We start from the raw sequence: 16190 nt of genomic DNA, 5'->3' as shown, positions 1-16190 counted from the left end.
TCACCTTTGCGCGTCAATCAACACGAGCCAGTCGAATCAAACGCAGCCTTCTGCTCTAATGGCGCCCATGATGAATCAGTCTCCTGCAGAAACCGCGCTCAGCCGCGCCATGATCCGCTGGTCCCTCACCAAGTCCGCCCTCGTGGCGGAGACACCGCGCAGCTGGATTTTCCGGGTTGAGCAGAATGGCCGCAATTTCGCGGCGCTCAAAATCCTCAAGGCCATCGCCGCCGACGAAGAGGGCAGGGGTGCACGTCTCCTGCAGTGGTATGAAGGCGATGGTGCCGCCACTGTCTTCGATATCCACGGCGATACCATTTTCATGGAGTGGCTCGATGGCGTGACGCTGGGCGAACCGGCCCGCGCCGGGCGCGATGAGGAAACCACCATCGCCTTTGCCGCGGTGGTGACCGGGCTACACCGCCCGCGCAAGGAGCCGCTCGACGGCCTCCAGCCGCTGCGAGACCGTTTCCAGCTCCTGTTCGACACCGATGTGCGCGCCTGGCCTCACACCGCCCGCGACCTCTACGCGCGCTCGGCCGGCATTGCGCTCAAGCTCTTCGACAAGCCCAGTGCCATCGTGCCGTTGCACGGCGATCTGCACCACGACAATATCATCTCCTCTGATCGTGGCTGGCTCGCCATCGATCCCAAGGGGCTTCTGGGCGATCCGTCCTATGAGCTGGCCAATTTCTTCATCAACCCCGAGCGTGCCGGCAGCAAGATCGCCGATCCGCGCAATATCGCTGCGCGCCTCGACATTCTCACCCAGCGCCTCAACTATCCGCGCAAGCGCGTTCTGGGCTGGGCGGCAGCACATGCTGCGCTCTCGGCCTGCTGGGACCTGGACGCCGAAAAGCCCATCGTCAACCAGCTCGCGGTGCTCCCCAATCTGCTCAGTGCCTATGATCAGGCCTGACCCCGGAACCTACTGATGCTCGATCTGTCCCGCCGCGCCGTCCTCGCCATGGGCGCCGCCTCGCTGCTGGCTGCCTGCTCGGCCACCATTCCGCCGCTGCCGGCGTCGACCTCGACCAATCCGGAAAGCCTCTCGCGCGAGCAGATCATCGCGGCGATCAATGCGGTCCGCAAAGCCAACGGCGTCGCCGACTGGACCTATAACCCGCGCCTCGAAGCAGCTTCTCGCTCCCATGCGCGCCTGATGGCGAGCAAGGACACGCTCAGCCACGACCTCGGCATCACCCTGCGTGAACGCGTCACCGAAGCCGGCTATCTCGGCGCTGTCGGCGAGAACGTCGCCAAGGGCTACAAGACCCTGCCCGATGTCATCGAAGGCTGGCTGGCCTCCAAGGGCCACCGCAACACGCTGCTCTCGCCCAAATTCACCGAATTCGGCCTCGCCACCGCGCGCACGGGTTCCGGAAAACTCTACTGGGCCCTCATCGCCGGCGGCAGCTTTCAGGCCTGGCTCTGACGGACCACTTGCGGGCGCGACCTTAGCGCCTTCGTTTCAGACACTCTGTGGCTAGTTCGCCAACCCAGCGGCTCTATCGCCTCCCTCCCCTGGATGGGGAGGGATTGAGGGTGGGGTGGGGCCTCGTCCACAAAACTCAGGCTTAGCCTCTCGAAAACACCAACACCGTTTCCCTGTTCCCGTCTCCCCCCGCAATAGGCGAGGGCACGCTCATCCGGTGCGCAAAGCCCTGGCGCTCGACGAAGGCGATAACATCCTCCATCGCCCGCGCGCTGGCAGCGTCGTCGGTCACAATCCCGCCCTTGCCGATATGGTCGCGGCCCACTTCAAACTGCGGCTTGAAGAGGATCACCGCATCGGCCTTCTCAGCGCACAGCGCCAGCGGCGCCTCCAATACCTTGGTCACCGACACGAAGCTGACGTCGGAAACCAGAAGATCTATCACATCCGGGATTGTCTCCCGATCCAGCTCGCGCGCATTGGTGCTCTCAAGGCTCACCACGCGCCCATCGCCGTGCAGTTTCTCGTGCAACTGCCCATGTCCGACATCCACGGCAAAAACCTTGTCCGCACCGCGCTCCAGCAACACCTGCGTGAACCCGCCCGTCGACGACCCGACGTCGAGGCAAACCTTCCCCTCGGCCGACACCGCCCCGGCATCCAGCCCCGCCACCAGTTTTAGCGCAGAGCGCGACACATAGCGCGCAGCGGGATCATCCAGCGTCACCGCGTCGGCAGCACCCACCATCTGATTGGGCTTCTTCGCCGGTGCGCCATTGACCAGCACCGTGCCGCGCAAAATGGCGTCGCGCGCCCGTGCCCGGCTGGGCAACAGCCCGCGTTGCTCCAGCGCCAGATCGAGCCTTATCCGCTCGCTCACCCCTCGACGAGCCGCTTGACCTTGGCCAGTGCGGTGTCCTGGGCTTCTTCATAGGAAATCGTGCTCTGGAACTGGCCGTTCTTGTCGATGAGGAAGGTCAGCGCCGTATGATTGACGAGATAGAATTCGCCCTCCACATCGCCGGACTTTTCCGAGAACACGCCAAAGGCAGCCTTGGCCTTGTCAGTCGCCGCCTGGTCACCGACGAGCCCGATAATGGAGGGATCGAACCCCTCCACATAGCCCTTCACCGCGTCGAAAGTGTCGCGCTGGGGATCAACGGTGACAAAGATGATCCGCAGATCATCGGCATCAAGGCCCAGCTGGGCGCGCCACGCTGTGGTCTCGGCCAGCGTCGTCGGACACACATCCGGGCAGAACGTGTAGCCGAAGAAAATCAGGCTTGGCGTGCCCGCCAGATCCTTCTGCGTAAACGTGCCGCCCTTGGTCGAAGCCAGCGCAAATTCCTGTCCGGTCACGCCCAGCGGTCGCTGGGGCGGTCGGAACATGTAGAGCGCCGTCGCGCCAATAGCGACAATCGCCACCAGCACCCACAGCACGATCCGAAAATTGCGCAGACCTTTATTCGTCATTGTTTTGTAACTTTCTGGCACCGGACGCAGCGTCGCGATTTACTGCTCAAGGCAGGATCGATCCGCACCCACCGGCCAAATCCCCTCGCCCCTCCGGGGAGAGGGCTAGGGTGAGGGGGCCTCAACGCGCGGCCCCGAAAAACCTCAGTTCGCGTCGAGCGGTTCCACACCCACGGCCTTGCCTTCACGGCTGAGCGTGATCTTCTCGATGCGCGCTTCGGCCGTGCGCAGCAGGGTTTCGCAATGCGCCTTGAGGGCTTCACCGCGCTCATAAATGGCGATCGATTCCGCCAGCGGGGCGCGGCCGCTTTCGAGCTTCTGGACGATCTGCTCGAGTTGTTCCAGCGCGGCTTCGAAGCTCAGCGACTTCACATCGTCATGGGCAGTTTCAGCCATGGCTCGTCCTATTCCTTGTCCGTGGGCGCAACCCCGTTCAGCAGCATGGCCACATGGTGGCGCACGCCCCCGGCGAGGCCCTTGAGGTCATAGCCACCTTCGAGCAGCGACACAATCCGGTTGCCGCAGCGGCGCTCGGCGACATCCATCAACTTTCCCGTGAGCCAGGAATAGTCGCTGTCTTCCCAGTTGAGCTGCGCCAGCGGGTCGAGCCTGTGCGCGTCAAACCCTGCCGAGATCAGCAAAAGGTCCGGGGCGAAATTGTCGAGCGCCGGCAGGATCGTGTCCTTGTAGGCGGCGCGCATATCGCTGCCATCGCCCTGCGCATCGAGCGCCACATTGAAAATATTGCCGACGCCGGTTTCCGACGGGTGCCCCGTGCCGGGATACAGCGGCATCTGGTGGCTTGAGGCGAAGAAAATATTGGGGTCGTCTTTGAAAATGTCCTGCGTGCCATTGCCGTGGTGCACGTCAAAATCGACAATGGCGATCCGCTCCGCGCCATATTTGCGCTGCGCTTCCCGCGCTGCGATTGCGATCGTGTTGATGAGGCAAAAGCCCATCGGCCGCGCAATTTCCGCGTGGTGCCCCGGCGGACGAATGGCGCAAAACGCATTGTCGACATCGCCCAGCAACACGCCATGCAACCCGGCGAGCGCCCCGCCGAGGCCGGTCGAAACCGCGTCCAGCGAGCGATCGGAGATGAAGGTGTCTGCATCGAGCTGGCCGATGCCTTCAGCGGGCCGCGCGTCGCGCAGCTGGCCCATATAGCTGCCGTCGTGCACCAGTTCGGCCAGCGTGATATCGCCGTCAGGCGCATCCATGCGCACCAGCCCGTCAAAAAGACTCGCCCCCAGCGCATCCTCGATCGCGCGCATGCGGTCGGCCCGCTCGGAATGTCCTTGCGGAGTCCGGTGGTCCTCAAAATTACGTTGACTGACGAGAAGCGTGCTCACTGTGGCCTTCCGGAGATGCGCATCTGTGTCTTGACGCGGCCCGGGCCTGTTGTCAAACAGCCGCCATGACCATTTCCCCGGACCAGCTAGAGATTGAGCGCGCCGCAGCCCTGCTGCGAGACGGAAAGCTCTGCGCCTTCCCCACCGAGACTGTCTATGGTCTGGGCGCAGACGCCACCAATGCCGACGCCGTGCTCTCGATTTACGAGACCAAGGGCCGTCCCCGCTTCAATCCGCTGATCATCCATGTTGCCGATCTCGATATGGCGCAGAATTTTGCCGAGTTCTCGCCGCTGGCGCTGCGGCTTGCTGCGCTCTGGCCCGGCCCGCTCAGCATTGTCCTGCCGCAAAAGCCCGGCAATGGCCTGGCAGATGTGGCGACGGCCGGTCTCTCGACCGTCGCCATCCGCATCCCCGATCATCCGCTGGCCCGCGAACTCCTCCGCACCACCGGCCGCCCGCTTGCCGCGCCGTCTGCCAATCCATCCGGGAAGCTCTCGCCAACGACGGCCGAGCAGGTGCGCCGCGGTTTCGCCGGCGCCGTCCCCGTCCTCGATGGCGGGCCCTGCAAGGCCGGTGTTGAGTCCACCATCATCACCATTGATGGCGATCGTCTCGTCCAGCTGCGCGCCGGCGCCATGGCGCGCGAAGATATCGAGGCGGCCATGGGCATGAAGGTCGAGCTGGCAGAAAAGGGCGCCAAGATTTCCGCGCCCGGCATGTTGCTCAGCCACTACGCCCCCGAGGCCCATATCCGCCTAAACACCGCACCGCAAAAGGGCGAAGCCTATCTCGCCTTCGGCCCCGCCGCCGAAGAAAAATTCGACGGCCCCACGAGAAACCTCTCGCCCACAGGCGATCTCCGCGAAGCCGCGCGCAACCTCTTTGCCATGCTGCATGAACTCGACGCCGCGGGTGTCCCGACCATCGCCGTGGCCCCGGTTCCGGAAACGGGTCTCGGCGAAGCGATCAACGACCGCCTCGCCCGCGCCGCCGCCCCGCGCGGCTGATCCCATTTCCCGCTGGAATTCGTAAATCCGCTCATGCACACTCCCTCCGTACCTTGGGGGAGGACAATATGTGTGAGATCTGCGGCCTGCCCGTGCCGGCTCCGTCCCGGCGCACCGTCCTGCTTGGCGGCCTCGCCGCCTTTGCCGCCAGCGCGCTGCCAGCGTCCGCCCAGTCGGTCGCCGATACGGTGGATCCCGACGCCGCCCTGCAGCGCCTCATCGACGGCAATGCCCGTTACGCCTCCGGCACCCGCACCAACACGGATTTCTCTGTCGGCCGCGCCCAGCGTGCGCTGACCCAGCGGCCCTTCGCCGCCATCCTCAGTTGCGCGGACTCCCGCGTGTCCCCGGAACTCGCCTTCGATCAGGGCCCCGGCGATCTCTTCGTCGTCCGTCTCGCCGGAAATTTCGTCAGCGACGATGGCCTCGCCAGTCTCGAATACGCCGTCAATTTCCTCGGCACGCGCCTCATCATGGTGCTCGGCCATTCAAATTGCGGCGCCGTCGATGCGGCCATCAAGGTCGTGCGCGACAAGATCGAGCTTCCCGGCCATCTCCCCGAAATGCTGCGCGAGATCAAGCCGGCCGCCGAAACCGCACTCGCGGCCGATGGCGACATTCTCAACACCGCAATCACTGAAAACGTCCGTCTCGGCGTCAACCGCCTCACCACGGCCGAGCCGATCATCGCAGGCCAGGTCGCCTCAGGCGGCGTCAAAGTGGTCGGCGCAGTCTACGATCTCGCGACAGGGTCTGTCGGCCTGGTCTGACACCGGCCCAACTCCCTCCCCTTGTGGGGAGGGCAGGGGTGGGGGGCGAGAGCCTCTGCTCCATCCCACCCATCGTCATTGCCCGGCTTGTGTGGAGGATCTGTGCTTTAGTGGTGGCATCAGCCGGGTTGCGCATCCCGGCTGATGCAGTCAGGAGGCCGTTTTGTCCGGCTGGTTTGTCACAGCCGAGGACGAGCAAGGCCCTGTCTGCTCCCTTTGACCCCGAACGGTTGATCGGGCTGTTGCCCGCACCACAAGCCTGGGAGCAAGGTCATGATACACGACACCCTCTTCGTTGGCATCGACGTTTCCAAGACGCATCTGGACGTTCATACCCATCCCGCTGGCAAATCCTGGCGTTGCAGCACTGGACCGGAGGCGCTCGCCGAGCTGACGCAGCGCCTGGCCAGACTGGGGCCGTTGGCCATCGGGCTCGAAGCCTCGGGAGGCTATGAAGCCCGCGTGGCCGAGAGCCTGCATGCCGCTGGCCTTGAAGTGCATGTTCTAGCCCCGGCGCGGATCCGCAGTTACGCGCGGGGTATCGGCCAATTGGCCAAAACCGACAAGATCGATGCCGCTCTGATCGCGCGTTATCTGCAGGCCGTGCGCGCCAGCTTGACCCCTTATGTGTCTGATCCGATCCGACAAAGGCTGAGCGCGTTCACAGCCCATCGGCGGCGGATCGTTGCGGAAAAGAGCGGCCTTGTCAGTCAGCTCGATACCATCGACGAGCCGCTTGTGCGCAGCCTGATCGAGGAGCGTCTGGCGGCCATCGCCCTGGAGATCAAACGCATCGAAGCGGCCATCACTGCCCTTCTCGCCGACAATCGCCAGCTCCAGCAGCGCCAGGCGCGGCTGCGGCAGGTGACCGGCGTCGGTCCGGTTCTGGCGATCGCCTTACTGGCCGACATGCCCGAGCTCGGCAAGGTCTCCGCCAAGGTGGCCGCAGCACTCATCGGCGTTGCCCCTTATGCCCGCCAATCGGGCGCATCGGATCGCAACGGCCGCTGTCTTGGCGGACGAAAACATCTGCGCGATATCGCCTACATGGCCGTGCTCAGCGCCATCAAGGTGAAAGACCCCGTTCTCGGCGACTTCTATCAAAGACTGCGCCTGCGCGGAAAACCCTTCAAACTCGCCATGATCGCAACGGTGAGAAAACTCATCACAATCCTCAACGCCATCGCCCGACAGGAACCGGCATTCCAACAGTGATGTCCACGGTTGCTCGTCCGGGCAATCTATCGCACCTCAGCCAAGATCACCCGGGCAAGCCGGGTCATGACAAAAGCTCATCGGAGCTAAAAACTGGCGTAAAACATCACGGCTAGCGCCCAGAGATACATCCCGCCCAGCACCCAGGCTGTGCCTTCGAGCCAATGCGCCTGCGGGCGGACCCAGCCGATGATCCACATGCTGACCGGCAGGGCAGGGGGCACGATCAGCGCCATCAATATGGCGGTCGGCCAGGCCCGGTCATTGTCGAGCAGGCTCCCCTGCGGCAGGCCGCGCAGCAGTTCGACCACAGGGGCAGTCAGTTCTGCATAAATGCCACCTGGCAGGCCCAGCAGCAGCATGCCCCCAACCATGAGGAGTGCTGCCACTGCGACGCCCGCCAGCATGAACCGGTGCATGGGCTAGTCGCGCACGCTGTACGGCTTCTGGTCGCGCATGAAGCGCGCCAGCGCTTCGAGGTCGGGATCTCCGCCCGGCGGCAGGATGACGCGCAGGTTCACATAGAGATCGCCGTCGCCGTAAAGCCCCTTGCCCTTGAGGCGCAGCGCCTTGCCGGTATCGACCCCGGGCGGCAGGTTGAGCTCAACCGGACCATCGAGCGTCGGCACGCGCACTTTCGCGCCGAGCACGGCCTCGTAGAGCGCAATGGCCACATCGGTGCGAATATCCGAGCCGTCCCGACGGAACTGCTTGGATTTTTCGAACTTCACCGTCACCAGCGCATCGCCCGGCTCGCCCATCGGTCCGGGAGAGCCCTGACCCTTGAGGCGGATCTGCTGGTTCTCTTCGACCTTTTCCGGCAGCTTGACCGACAGCACCTTGCCCGAGGGCATGCGCACCGGCACGGAAGCGGCCTTGTGCGCATCCTCCAGCGACACGGCGATATTGACGATAATGTCCTCGCCCTTGCCCGCGCGGCCGCCTGTGGCGCCACCCGTGAACGGGTCCCACTGGGCGCCGCCGGCCGTGCGCGCACCGCCGCCTGCGCCGCCGCGGGGCTGGCCGCCAAAGCCGCTCATGAATTCCTTGAGAATGTCCTCGGCCGAAAACCCGCCGCCGGCCGCGCCGCGCGGACCGCCCCTGGCTCCGCCGCCGCCAAAGCCGGCAAAGCGCGGATTACCGTCGGCGTCGATCTCGCCACGGTCGAACTGGCCCCGCTTTTCCGCATTGCTCAGCAGGTCATAGGCATTGGCTGCCTCTGCAAACTTGGCATGGGCCGAAGGGTCATCGGGATTCTGGTCGGGGTGGTAGGTTTTGGCCAGCTTGCGATAGGCGGACTTGATGTCCTTCTCGCTTGCGGACCGTGGTACCCCGAGCACGGTGTAAGGATCGCGCATTTGGTCCAATCTGATGTGGTCGGGCGTTGCTTCGCCAACAATTGCAGTCCTATATGGCCACGCCCCCCTCGCTTGTCCAGTTTGCGAAGGGTGAGAAGCGCGGGAAATTACGAAGATGCAGCATACACTTTCCGATCGCCTGTTCGACGACAGCGACCGGACAGGGCTCGACCCCATGTCCATTTTTGAGGAGTGGTTCGCGCTCGCCGCGGCCTCGGAGCCCAACGACCCTCATGCCATGGCCCTCGCCAGCGCCGATGAACACGGCATGCCCGACGTCCGCATGGTGCTGCTCAACGCTCGCGATGCCCGGGGCTTTGTCTTCTTTACCAATTTTGAAAGCGCCAAGGGCCAGCAGCTGCGCGCCAATCCTCAGGCCGCCATGGTCATGCACTGGAAGACCATTCGTCGCCAGGTACGCGTGCGCGGTCCCGTCGAGGTGGTTCGGCCAGAAGAAGCCGATACCTATTTCGCCTCGCGCGCCCGCGGCAGCCAGATCGCCTCGGCCGCATCCCTGCAGTCGAGCCCAGTGGCGAGCCGCACCGCTCTGATTGAGCGCGTCACCGACCTTGCCGCCGAGATCGGCGATGGCGCGGTTCTCCGACCGCCCCACTGGTCCGGTTTCCGCATCCTGCCGCTCAGCATCGAGTTCTGGAAGGATGGCGAATATCGCCTGCACGACCGGGTGAAATTCGTTCGCGACACGCCAAGCGCCTCCTGGACCAGCCAGCGGCTCTATCCATAACGGAGCAGAGATGGCTGGCGCGGCTTCGGGCACATCCGCCGTTCGGTTCTGGGGCAAGCGCAGTGCGCTCGCCCTCGTGCTCCTGCGCTATTACGTCCTGCTGGTGCCCACCATCGGGCTCTATCGCTTCTGGCTGACCACCGCCCGCCGCCGCTTTTATTGGGGCCACACCGATATCGGCGGCGAGACGCTTGAATATACCGGCGAGGCCGGCCAGCTGCTGCTCGGCTTCCTCATGGCGCTGGTCGTCTTCGTCCCGGTCTATGGGCTGTTTTTCTTTCTCTCCACCCAGTCGGCGACCATTGTCATCATCGGCTATGGCGCCGCCGCCGTGCTGCTCTGGCTGCTCTTCGGCTATGCCCACTACCGGGCGCGCGATTTCCGCCTCTCGCGCACCCTCTGGCGCGGCATCCGCTTCGATCAGGCCGGCAGCGCCTGGGGCTACGCGCTGCGGCGCTTCCTCTGGTCGCTGCTGACGCTTGCCACCCTCGGGCTCGCCTATCCTTTCATGGCGGCCAATCTCTGGTCCTATCGCTATGCCCACAGCTGGTTTGGCGATCGCCGCTTCAGCTTTGTCGGCAGCTGGAAACAGCTGGCCGTGCCCTATTACCTGTCCTGGATCGCGGTCGCCGCGCTCGCCATCTGGGGGCTTGTCGTCGCCGATGAAGCCGGTCTCATCGAAGCGCCGCTCGAAGCTGACCCGACCGGCTCTGTTTCGCTGCTCGCCCCGCTCCTTGCCGGCTTCGTTGTCGTCACCTTTTACCGCGCCACCGAAATCAGCCGCATGTTCTCCGCCGTGCGGCTGGGCGAAGCGGCGCTGACCCTCCGCTTTTCCGGCCTGCGCTTCCTCTGGCAATATCTTCTCTTCGCCATCGCGCTCGTGGCCGCTTACATCATCCTCGCCCTCGGCGGCTTCGTCGTCCTCACCATTCTCGCGAGCGAAGCCTTTGCCGGTTACGGGGTGGACTTCGACCTCCTGATCCGCGCCATGCAGTCGAGCACCATCACGCTGCTCGCCATCATTTTCGGCTATCTCCTGCTGTTCGGCGCCTTCACTTATGTCCACGAGCTTTTCCTCGGCTACGGCTTCTGGCACCTCCTCGCCCGCAGCGCCGTCATCAGCGGCCTCGACACGCTCGGCGATGTGCGTGCTCGTGCCGAAGACAAGGCTCTCGCCGGTGAAGGCCTCGCCGACGCTCTCAATGTCGGGGGCTTTTAAGTGATCCCCGCCCGCTACCACGATGGCCTGACTTCGGCGGTCCACCACGTTGCCCTCAGCTACGAGCGCGGTGCCGGCGATGGCACGCTGCTGATCCATCCCGCCGGGTCCGACGACGTTCTCGTGCGCTGGGCTGCCAAAAACCTCGTCCAGATTCCCGCCCGCGCCGGCCAATTGCGGCTCGGCGCCACTGATGCCCCGGACGGCGCCCGGCTGGTCATCGAAACCGAAAACGACATCGCCCGCATCCTCGCCACCCTGCCGGTTCTGCGCGAGCGCCAGCGGGTCGAAAGCGGCCGCCAGTTCCGCCTTGCCATTCTTTCCACCCTGGCGCTGGCTTCGGTCATCCTTGCCTATGTCTTCTTCGTCCCGCTCCTGGCCAGCCGCGTGGTCCATCTCATCCCGCCCGGCTGGGAAGAGGGCATTGGCGCCACCGTGGCCGATCAGGTCGAAGCCAGCCTGGGCGGGGACGATGGGCTTCCGCTTTGCGATCCCGACCCTCAGAGCCTTGCCAATCGCGCCATTGCCCGCTTCGCCGCCGAGGCACTGGCCGAAACCACTTCGCCCTTCACCCTCGATATCCGCGTCGTCCGGTCCGATATTCCCAATGCCTTCGCCATTCCCGGCGGCCGGATTTATTTCCACTCAGCCCTGCTCAACGCTGCCCGCACGCCCGATGAATTCGCCGGCGTCCTCGCCCACGAAATCGGCCATATCGCCTATCGCCATGGCATGGAACAGCTGGTCTCCACCGCCGGTACTGGCGCGCTGATCGGCTTTATCCTCGGCGATCTCACCGGCATTTCCGTCGCCGCCGGCCTTGGCGCCACCATCATCGACGCGCGGTTTTCCCGCGAGGCCGAGCACGAAGCCGATCGTTTCGCCGCCCTGGTGTCCCAGCGGCTCGATTATCAGCCGGCCGGCTTTGCCGCCCTTATCGCCCGGGTCAGTCAGGACGATGCTTTCAGCCGCGCTCTGGCCCTTCTCAACACCCATCCGCTGACCGATGATCGGCGCATCGCGCTCGAAGCCCTGTCGCGTGAGCGGCCAACGGGTCTCGCGCCGCCGTTTACCGCGGCGGAATGGGAGGCGATCCGCACCATGTGCCAACCGCCTGTCGCCAAAGTGAAGCGCCCTTAAGTCTTGTTCAACCTCGGGAAAGACCTTGCCGCTAGAGTGCGCGCAACAAAGGGGAAAAGGCAGCGGTGCGCATACTGATCCGTACCTCGAAATGGGCCATCTGGGCGCAGCGGCTAGGCCGGCTGGCGGTGCCGCTCCTCGTCTTGCCCATTGGCCTGCACCATCTCGGCCTGATCGACTCTCCGAGCTTTTCTATTGCCGCTCTTGTTGCCGCGGCGACAGCATTTTTCGCCCTCCTCACCGCACTCATCGCGCTGATCCGCCTTTGGTACAGCGGCGATCAGGGTTGGGGCAGGGCGCTGATGGGCCTCTTCCTGGGCGCACTCTGCCTCATGCCTTTTGGCTATTACGGCTATCTGGCCTGGCGCTATCCGCCGGTCACCGACATCGCTACGGTCGATCGGGGCGAACTGCCCCTGCTGTTCCTGCCGGACACGCGCGCCATGCCCGCGCCAAAACTGATCCCGGCGGCCGAGCAGGCCCGCATCTTCCCCAATGCCACAACGCGCCGCTATCCGCTCGATCCGGCACAGCTCTTCGCCCTTGCCGAACGGCTCGTCGCCGAACGCGGCTGGGATGTCCGCATGCGCGCGGCTCCGGGCGAAAGTGGTCAGAACGGCCGCATCAATGCGCGGATCACGACGCTCGCCGGCTGGCGAGAGGAGGCGGTCATTCGCGTGTCCCCGGACCCTCAGGGTGCCGCCATCGACATGCGCTCGGCCTCGATTAATGCCTGGCACGATTTCAGCTCGAACGGCGAGCGTATTTCGGAATTCATGGTGGCGCTCGACGGCGAGGTGACGCGTCTCCTCCGCGACAATCCCAACGCCAATCAGCCTGTGGCTGAAGAAGAGGAACCGCCCCCGCCAGGCGTCGAGGGCGAAGCCGATTAGCGTTTGCGCACGAACTCGGTGCGCAGCACGAGGCCCTTGATGGCGTCGTGCCGGCAATCGATCTCTTCAGGATTGTCGGTGAGCCGGATGGACTTGATCACCGTGCCCTGCTTGAGGGTCTGTCCGGCGCCCTTGACCTTGAGGTCCTTGATCAGCACCACCTGGTCGCCATCGGCCAGAAGAGTGCCCGAGGCATCCCGAACTTCAAGGCTCGCGCTGGCTTTGCTTGCCACCTCGGAAGCCGGCAGCCATTCGCCCGTCGCTTCGTCATAGATGTAGTCGTCATTGTTCTCAGTCATGAGGCTGCTATGGCACTTCCCCAAGCCTTTGCCAACCGCGGGCAGGGGCACACGCTACCAAGGGACTATCGGCCCTCTACTTCCAGGAGCGAGGCCGGGTGGAGGAGACCGCCAAGGGCGTAAACTAAGTCGTCAGCACCCGCCGCACCGCATCGTCCCAGCCGCGCACCTTCCGGCCCCGCTCCGCGGCGTCCATCTTGGGCTCGAAACGCGTGTCACGCGCCCAGCTCTCGGCAAATTTCGCCATGTCCGGCCAGATGCCCGCCTTCATCCCCGCCAGCCACGCCGCACCCAGCGCCGTCGTCTCAAGGATGGTCGGCCGGTCAACCGGCGCATCGAGAATGTCGGCGAGGAACTGCATCGTCCAGTCCGACGCCACCATGCCGCCATCGACGCGCAGCACGGTTTCCGTGCCGCCGCCCTGCCAGTCTTTTCGCATCGCCTCGAGCAGATCGAGCGTCTGGTAGCAGACCGCTTCCAGCGCCGCCCGGGCGATTTCCGCCGGCCCGGTATTGCGCGTCAGCCCGAAAATCGCCCCGCGCGCATCCGCATCCCACCAGGGTGCGCCGAGCCCCACAAAGGCAGGCACCATATAGAGATGCTGGCTCGGGTCTGCGCTGCGCGCCAGCGGCCCGGTTTCACTGGCATGCTGAACCAGCTTCAGCCCGTCGCGGATCCACTGCACCGCTGCCCCGGCGATAAAGATCGACCCCTCCAGCGCATAATGGGTTTTCCCATCCAGCCGATAGGCGATGGTCGTCAGCAGCCGATTGTTGGAGCGCACCATTTCTGCGCCTGTATTGAGAACGGCAAAACACCCCGTCCCATAGGTCGATTTGACCATGCCCGGCTCGAAACAGGCCTGCCCGATGGTGGCCGCATGCTGGTCGCCGGCAACGCCCAAAATCGGAATTGCCGCCCCGAACAGGCTGGCATCCGTCACGCCAAAATCATCGGCGCAATCCTTCACCTCCGGCAGCATCGCCTTGGGAACACCCAATACGCCCAGCAGTTCGTCGTCCCATTCATTGCGCGAAATGTCGAACATCAGCGTGCGCGCCGCATTGGTCGCGTCGGTGGCGTGGACCTTCCCACCGGTCAGTCGCCAGATCAGAAAACTATCGACCGTGCCAAAAGCCAGCTCGCCATTTTCCGCCCGCGCCCGCGTGCCCTCGACCCTGTCGAGCAGCCACTTCACCTTGGTGCCGGAAAAATAGGGGTCGAGCAGCAGCCCGGTGCGCTCGGTAAACAGCGCCTCGTGCCCGGCCTCTTTCAGCTCCGCACAGATCGCCGCCGTCCGCCGGTCCTGCCAGACAATCGCATTATGGATCGGCTCGCCGCTGGCCTTGTCCCAGATCAGCGTCGTCTCGCGCTGATTGGTGATCCCGATCGCCGCCACATCCCCGGCGCTGATCCCGGCCTTGTCCAGAGCGATTCGGATGGTCTCGACCACGCTCTCCCAGATCTCCTCCGGGTCATGCTCCACCCAGCCATCGTTCGGAAAGATCTGGGTAAATTCCTTCTGGCCCACCCCAACAATCTTCCGCTCGCCATCAAACACAATGGCCCGGCTCGACGTCGTCCCCTGATCAATGGCCAGAATATATTTTGTCATTTTCCCTCCACTCGCTTCTTCCCCTCTCCTCTTGAGGGAGAAGGACGACATTTCTGCGCCCAGCTGAAATGTCTCGGCACTGCCGTCATCACCCGGGTTTGCGACGGTGCCGCCACCATCACCGGCCCCACTCCTCCTCCTCCTTCAGGGGGAGGCCGGGTGGGGGTCTCACCTCCCCGCCAGATATTCCTCCAGCCGCGCCACATCCTCCGGCGCGACCCGCAGCCCAAGCTTGGTGCGGCGCCACAGAATATCTTGTGCCGTCCGCGCCCATTCCTCTGCAACCAGATAATCCACCTCGGCCTGATAAAGATCAGCCCCAAAATGCTGGCCCAGATCGGCAATGGTTTTGCGCTCGCCCAGCAGCACCCGCGCCTTGGTCCCATAAAGCCGCATCAACCGCCGCGTCAGCTTCTGCGGCAGATCAGCAAAATCCATGCCCAGCCGGCGCGCTTCCGCCTCGAAATTGAGCGTCGGAAAATCGCCGCCGGGCAGGGTGCTTTCCTTGGTCCAGGCCGGTCCCTTGTGACCGATCAGCCCCTCGATCTTTTCGAGCACTGATTCCGAGAGGCGCCGCGAGGTCGTCAGCTTGCCGCCAAACACATTGATCGCCGCCCCTTCGCCCGCCGTTCCATCGACCTTGAGCACATAGTCGCGCGTCGCCTCCTGCGCCGCACTGGCGCCATCGTCGAACAGCGGCCGTACGCCCGAATAGGTCCAGACAATCTCGTCCCGTGTCACCGGCTTGGCAAAATATTCGCTGGCCGCGCTGAGGAGATAATCCGTCTCCTCCTCGGAGATTTTCACATCCTTGGGGTCGCCCTTATAGTCGCGGTCGGTGGTGCCGATCAGCGTAAAATCCCCCTCATAAGGAATGGCGAAGATGATCCGCCCGTCGCCATTCTGGAAGATATAGCAGCGGTCGTGGTCATAGAGCTTTTTCACCACGATATGGCTGCCCTGAACCAGCCGCACATTATGCGTCCCGTTCTTGCCCATCACCCCGTTGATGACAGTGTCCACCCACGGCCCGGCGGCATTGACCAGCAGTTTGGCCCGAACCGTCTCGCGCCCGCCTTCGCCATCGAGTTCGATGGTCCAGCCGCCATTCTCGCGCCGCGACGATACCACCTTGGTGCGCACATGGATCTTTGCGCCCTTGTCTGCCGCGTCGCGGGCGTTCAGCACCACAAAGCGCGCATCGTCCACCCAGCAGTCCGAATATTCAAAGCCCAGCCGATACCCCGGCTTCAGCGGCGTGCCGGTCACATCGCGCGTCAGATCCAGCGTCTTGGTCGGCGGCAGCAATTTGCGCCCGCCCATATAGTCGTACATCGCCAGCCCGGTGCGCAGCACGAAAGCGGGGCGCAGCCCCTTGTGATGCGGCAGCACGAACCGCAGCGGACGGATGATGTGCGGCGCCGCCGCCCACAGCACCTCGCGCTCGGCCAGCGCCTCATGCACGAGGCGAAATTCATAATGCTCGAGATAGCGCAGCCCGCCATGCACCAGCTTGGTCGCGGCCGAACTCGTGCCGGAGGCAAAATCATTCATTTCGGCTAGGCCCACGGTGAACCCGCGCCCCACCGCGTCCCGGGCGACGCTCGCGCCGTTGATCCCCCCGCCAATGACGAACACATCCAGCATCGCCGTCTCGCTCATGATT

18 protein-coding genes are annotated in these 16190 nt (G+C 64.2%); 9 read left to right on the top strand and 9 right to left on the bottom strand.

Features of this window, described 5'->3' with window-relative positions; all coding sequences use genetic code 11:
- Positions 1-67 precede the first annotated feature (67 nt).
- Together NYQ88_RS17440 and NYQ88_RS17435 are read left to right on the top strand one after the other, a co-directional pair.
- A complete protein-coding gene (locus NYQ88_RS17440) occupies positions 68-919 on the top strand; it encodes an aminoglycoside phosphotransferase family protein (protein ID WP_275652371.1) in 852 nt (283 codons plus the stop codon).
- 15 nt (positions 920-934) lie between these two features.
- The gene (locus NYQ88_RS17435; protein WP_275652370.1) at positions 935-1435 is read left to right on the top strand and encodes a CAP domain-containing protein; all 501 of its coding nucleotides are present in this window, start codon (positions 935-937) and stop codon (positions 1433-1435) included.
- Positions 1436-1577: 142 nt separating this feature from the next.
- On the opposite strand, the gene NYQ88_RS17430 is transcribed toward NYQ88_RS17435, so the two are convergent.
- The 4 genes from NYQ88_RS17430 to NYQ88_RS17415 form a co-directional block, all read right to left on the bottom strand.
- Entirely contained in the window at positions 1578-2315 is a 738-nt protein-coding gene (locus NYQ88_RS17430) for a TlyA family RNA methyltransferase (protein ID WP_275652369.1), read from the bottom strand.
- Positions 2312-2908 (bottom strand): SCO family protein, encoded by a 597-nt coding sequence (locus tag NYQ88_RS17425; protein WP_275652368.1) that lies wholly within the window; start codon positions 2906-2908, stop codon positions 2312-2314. The genes NYQ88_RS17430 and NYQ88_RS17425 overlap by 4 nt, the downstream gene beginning before the upstream one ends.
- A gap of 144 nt (positions 2909-3052) precedes the next feature.
- A complete protein-coding gene (locus NYQ88_RS17420) occupies positions 3053-3304 on the bottom strand; it encodes an exodeoxyribonuclease VII small subunit (protein WP_275652367.1) in 252 nt (83 codons plus the stop codon).
- 8 nt (positions 3305-3312) lie between these two features.
- Positions 3313-4260 (bottom strand): histone deacetylase family protein, encoded by a 948-nt coding sequence (locus NYQ88_RS17415; RefSeq protein WP_275652366.1) that lies wholly within the window; start codon positions 4258-4260, stop codon positions 3313-3315.
- A gap of 65 nt (positions 4261-4325) precedes the next feature.
- On the opposite strand from NYQ88_RS17415, the gene NYQ88_RS17410 reads away from it, so the two are divergent.
- The 3 genes from NYQ88_RS17410 (at position 4326) to NYQ88_RS17400 (ending at position 7255) form a co-directional block, all read left to right on the top strand.
- Positions 4326-5270 carry an L-threonylcarbamoyladenylate synthase gene (locus NYQ88_RS17410; protein WP_275652365.1) on the top strand — a complete coding sequence of 315 codons (945 nt, stop codon included), beginning with the start codon at positions 4326-4328 and terminating at the stop codon, positions 5268-5270.
- Positions 5271-5338: 68 nt separating this feature from the next.
- Positions 5339-6040 (top strand): carbonic anhydrase, encoded by a 702-nt coding sequence (locus NYQ88_RS17405; RefSeq protein WP_275652364.1) that lies wholly within the window; start codon positions 5339-5341, stop codon positions 6038-6040.
- A 273-nt stretch (positions 6041-6313) separates the two neighbouring features.
- On the top strand, positions 6314-7255 hold the full coding sequence (locus NYQ88_RS17400) for an IS110 family transposase (RefSeq protein ID WP_275651212.1): 942 nt from the start codon (positions 6314-6316) through the stop codon (positions 7253-7255).
- An 86-nt stretch (positions 7256-7341) separates the two neighbouring features.
- Here the strand turns inward: NYQ88_RS17400 and NYQ88_RS17395 are convergent, their stop codons facing one another.
- Both NYQ88_RS17395 and NYQ88_RS17390 read right to left on the bottom strand, forming a co-directional pair.
- On the bottom strand, positions 7342-7674 hold the full coding sequence (locus NYQ88_RS17395) for a hypothetical protein (protein ID WP_275652363.1): 333 nt from the start codon (positions 7672-7674) through the stop codon (positions 7342-7344).
- Positions 7675-7677: 3 nt separating this feature from the next.
- The gene (locus tag NYQ88_RS17390) at positions 7678-8613 is read right to left on the bottom strand and encodes a DnaJ C-terminal domain-containing protein (RefSeq protein WP_275652362.1); all 936 of its coding nucleotides are present in this window, start codon (positions 8611-8613) and stop codon (positions 7678-7680) included.
- A gap of 115 nt (positions 8614-8728) precedes the next feature.
- Between NYQ88_RS17390 and pdxH the strand changes: the two genes are divergently transcribed.
- The 4 genes from pdxH to NYQ88_RS17370 all read left to right on the top strand — a co-directional run bounded on the left by pdxH (position 8729) and on the right by NYQ88_RS17370 (position 12610).
- On the top strand, positions 8729-9358 hold the full coding sequence (gene pdxH, locus NYQ88_RS17385) for a pyridoxamine 5'-phosphate oxidase (RefSeq protein WP_275652361.1): 630 nt from the start codon (positions 8729-8731) through the stop codon (positions 9356-9358).
- A gap of 10 nt (positions 9359-9368) precedes the next feature.
- A complete protein-coding gene (locus NYQ88_RS17380) occupies positions 9369-10577 on the top strand; it encodes a DUF898 family protein (protein ID WP_275652360.1) in 1209 nt (402 codons plus the stop codon).
- Entirely contained in the window at positions 10578-11717 is a 1140-nt protein-coding gene (locus NYQ88_RS17375) for a M48 family metallopeptidase (protein ID WP_275652359.1), read from the top strand.
- A 65-nt stretch (positions 11718-11782) separates the two neighbouring features.
- Complete coding sequence (locus NYQ88_RS17370) at positions 11783-12610, top strand: DUF1499 domain-containing protein (RefSeq protein WP_275652358.1); 828 nt, start codon at positions 11783-11785, stop codon at positions 12608-12610.
- On the opposite strand, the gene NYQ88_RS17365 is transcribed toward NYQ88_RS17370, so the two are convergent.
- The 3 genes from NYQ88_RS17365 to glpD form a co-directional block, all read right to left on the bottom strand.
- Entirely contained in the window at positions 12607-12933 is a 327-nt protein-coding gene (locus NYQ88_RS17365) for a zinc ribbon domain-containing protein YjdM (protein ID WP_275652357.1), read from the bottom strand. The genes NYQ88_RS17370 and NYQ88_RS17365 overlap by 4 nt on opposite strands.
- A gap of 100 nt (positions 12934-13033) precedes the next feature.
- The gene (glpK, locus tag NYQ88_RS17360) at positions 13034-14524 is read right to left on the bottom strand and encodes a glycerol kinase GlpK (protein WP_275652356.1); all 1491 of its coding nucleotides are present in this window, start codon (positions 14522-14524) and stop codon (positions 13034-13036) included.
- A 168-nt stretch (positions 14525-14692) separates the two neighbouring features.
- Positions 14693-16186 (bottom strand): glycerol-3-phosphate dehydrogenase, encoded by a 1494-nt coding sequence (gene glpD / locus NYQ88_RS17355; protein WP_275652355.1) that lies wholly within the window; start codon positions 16184-16186, stop codon positions 14693-14695.
- Positions 16187-16190 lie beyond the last annotated feature (4 nt).

This window comes from Devosia sp. SD17-2, from assembly GCF_029201565.1.
In the GTDB taxonomy this organism is placed as follows: domain Bacteria; phylum Pseudomonadota; class Alphaproteobacteria; order Rhizobiales; family Devosiaceae; genus Devosia.
The sequence above is the reverse complement of the archived record's forward strand: the minus strand, read 5'-3'. Positions and strand labels throughout refer to the sequence as shown.

Bases quoted from the DNA above. Each gene is read 5' to 3' on its own strand.
- NYQ88_RS17410 (WP_275652365.1), top strand. From the start codon at position 4,326: ATGACCATTTCCCCGGACCAGCTAGAGATTGAGCGCGCCGCAGCCCTG.
- NYQ88_RS17395 (WP_275652363.1), bottom strand. From the start codon at position 7,674: ATGCACCGGTTCATGCTGGCGGGCGTCGCAGTGGCAGCACTCCTCATG.
- glpD (WP_275652355.1), bottom strand. From the start codon at position 16,186: ATGAGCGAGACGGCGATGCTGGATGTGTTCGTCATTGGCGGGGGGATC.
- NYQ88_RS17420 (WP_275652367.1), bottom strand. From the start codon at position 3,304: ATGGCTGAAACTGCCCATGACGATGTGAAGTCGCTGAGCTTCGAAGCC.
- pdxH (WP_275652361.1), top strand. From the start codon at position 8,729: ATGCAGCATACACTTTCCGATCGCCTGTTCGACGACAGCGACCGGACA.
- NYQ88_RS17400 (WP_275651212.1), top strand. From the start codon at position 6,314: ATGATACACGACACCCTCTTCGTTGGCATCGACGTTTCCAAGACGCAT.
- NYQ88_RS17380 (WP_275652360.1), top strand. From the start codon at position 9,369: ATGGCTGGCGCGGCTTCGGGCACATCCGCCGTTCGGTTCTGGGGCAAG.
- NYQ88_RS17440 (WP_275652371.1), top strand. From the start codon at position 68: ATGATGAATCAGTCTCCTGCAGAAACCGCGCTCAGCCGCGCCATGATC.
- glpK (WP_275652356.1), bottom strand. From the start codon at position 14,524: ATGACAAAATATATTCTGGCCATTGATCAGGGGACGACGTCGAGCCGG.
- NYQ88_RS17435 (WP_275652370.1), top strand. From the start codon at position 935: ATGCTCGATCTGTCCCGCCGCGCCGTCCTCGCCATGGGCGCCGCCTCG.
- NYQ88_RS17405 (WP_275652364.1), top strand. From the start codon at position 5,339: ATGTGTGAGATCTGCGGCCTGCCCGTGCCGGCTCCGTCCCGGCGCACC.
- NYQ88_RS17425 (WP_275652368.1), bottom strand. From the start codon at position 2,908: ATGACGAATAAAGGTCTGCGCAATTTTCGGATCGTGCTGTGGGTGCTG.
- NYQ88_RS17390 (WP_275652362.1), bottom strand. From the start codon at position 8,613: ATGCGCGATCCTTACACCGTGCTCGGGGTACCACGGTCCGCAAGCGAG.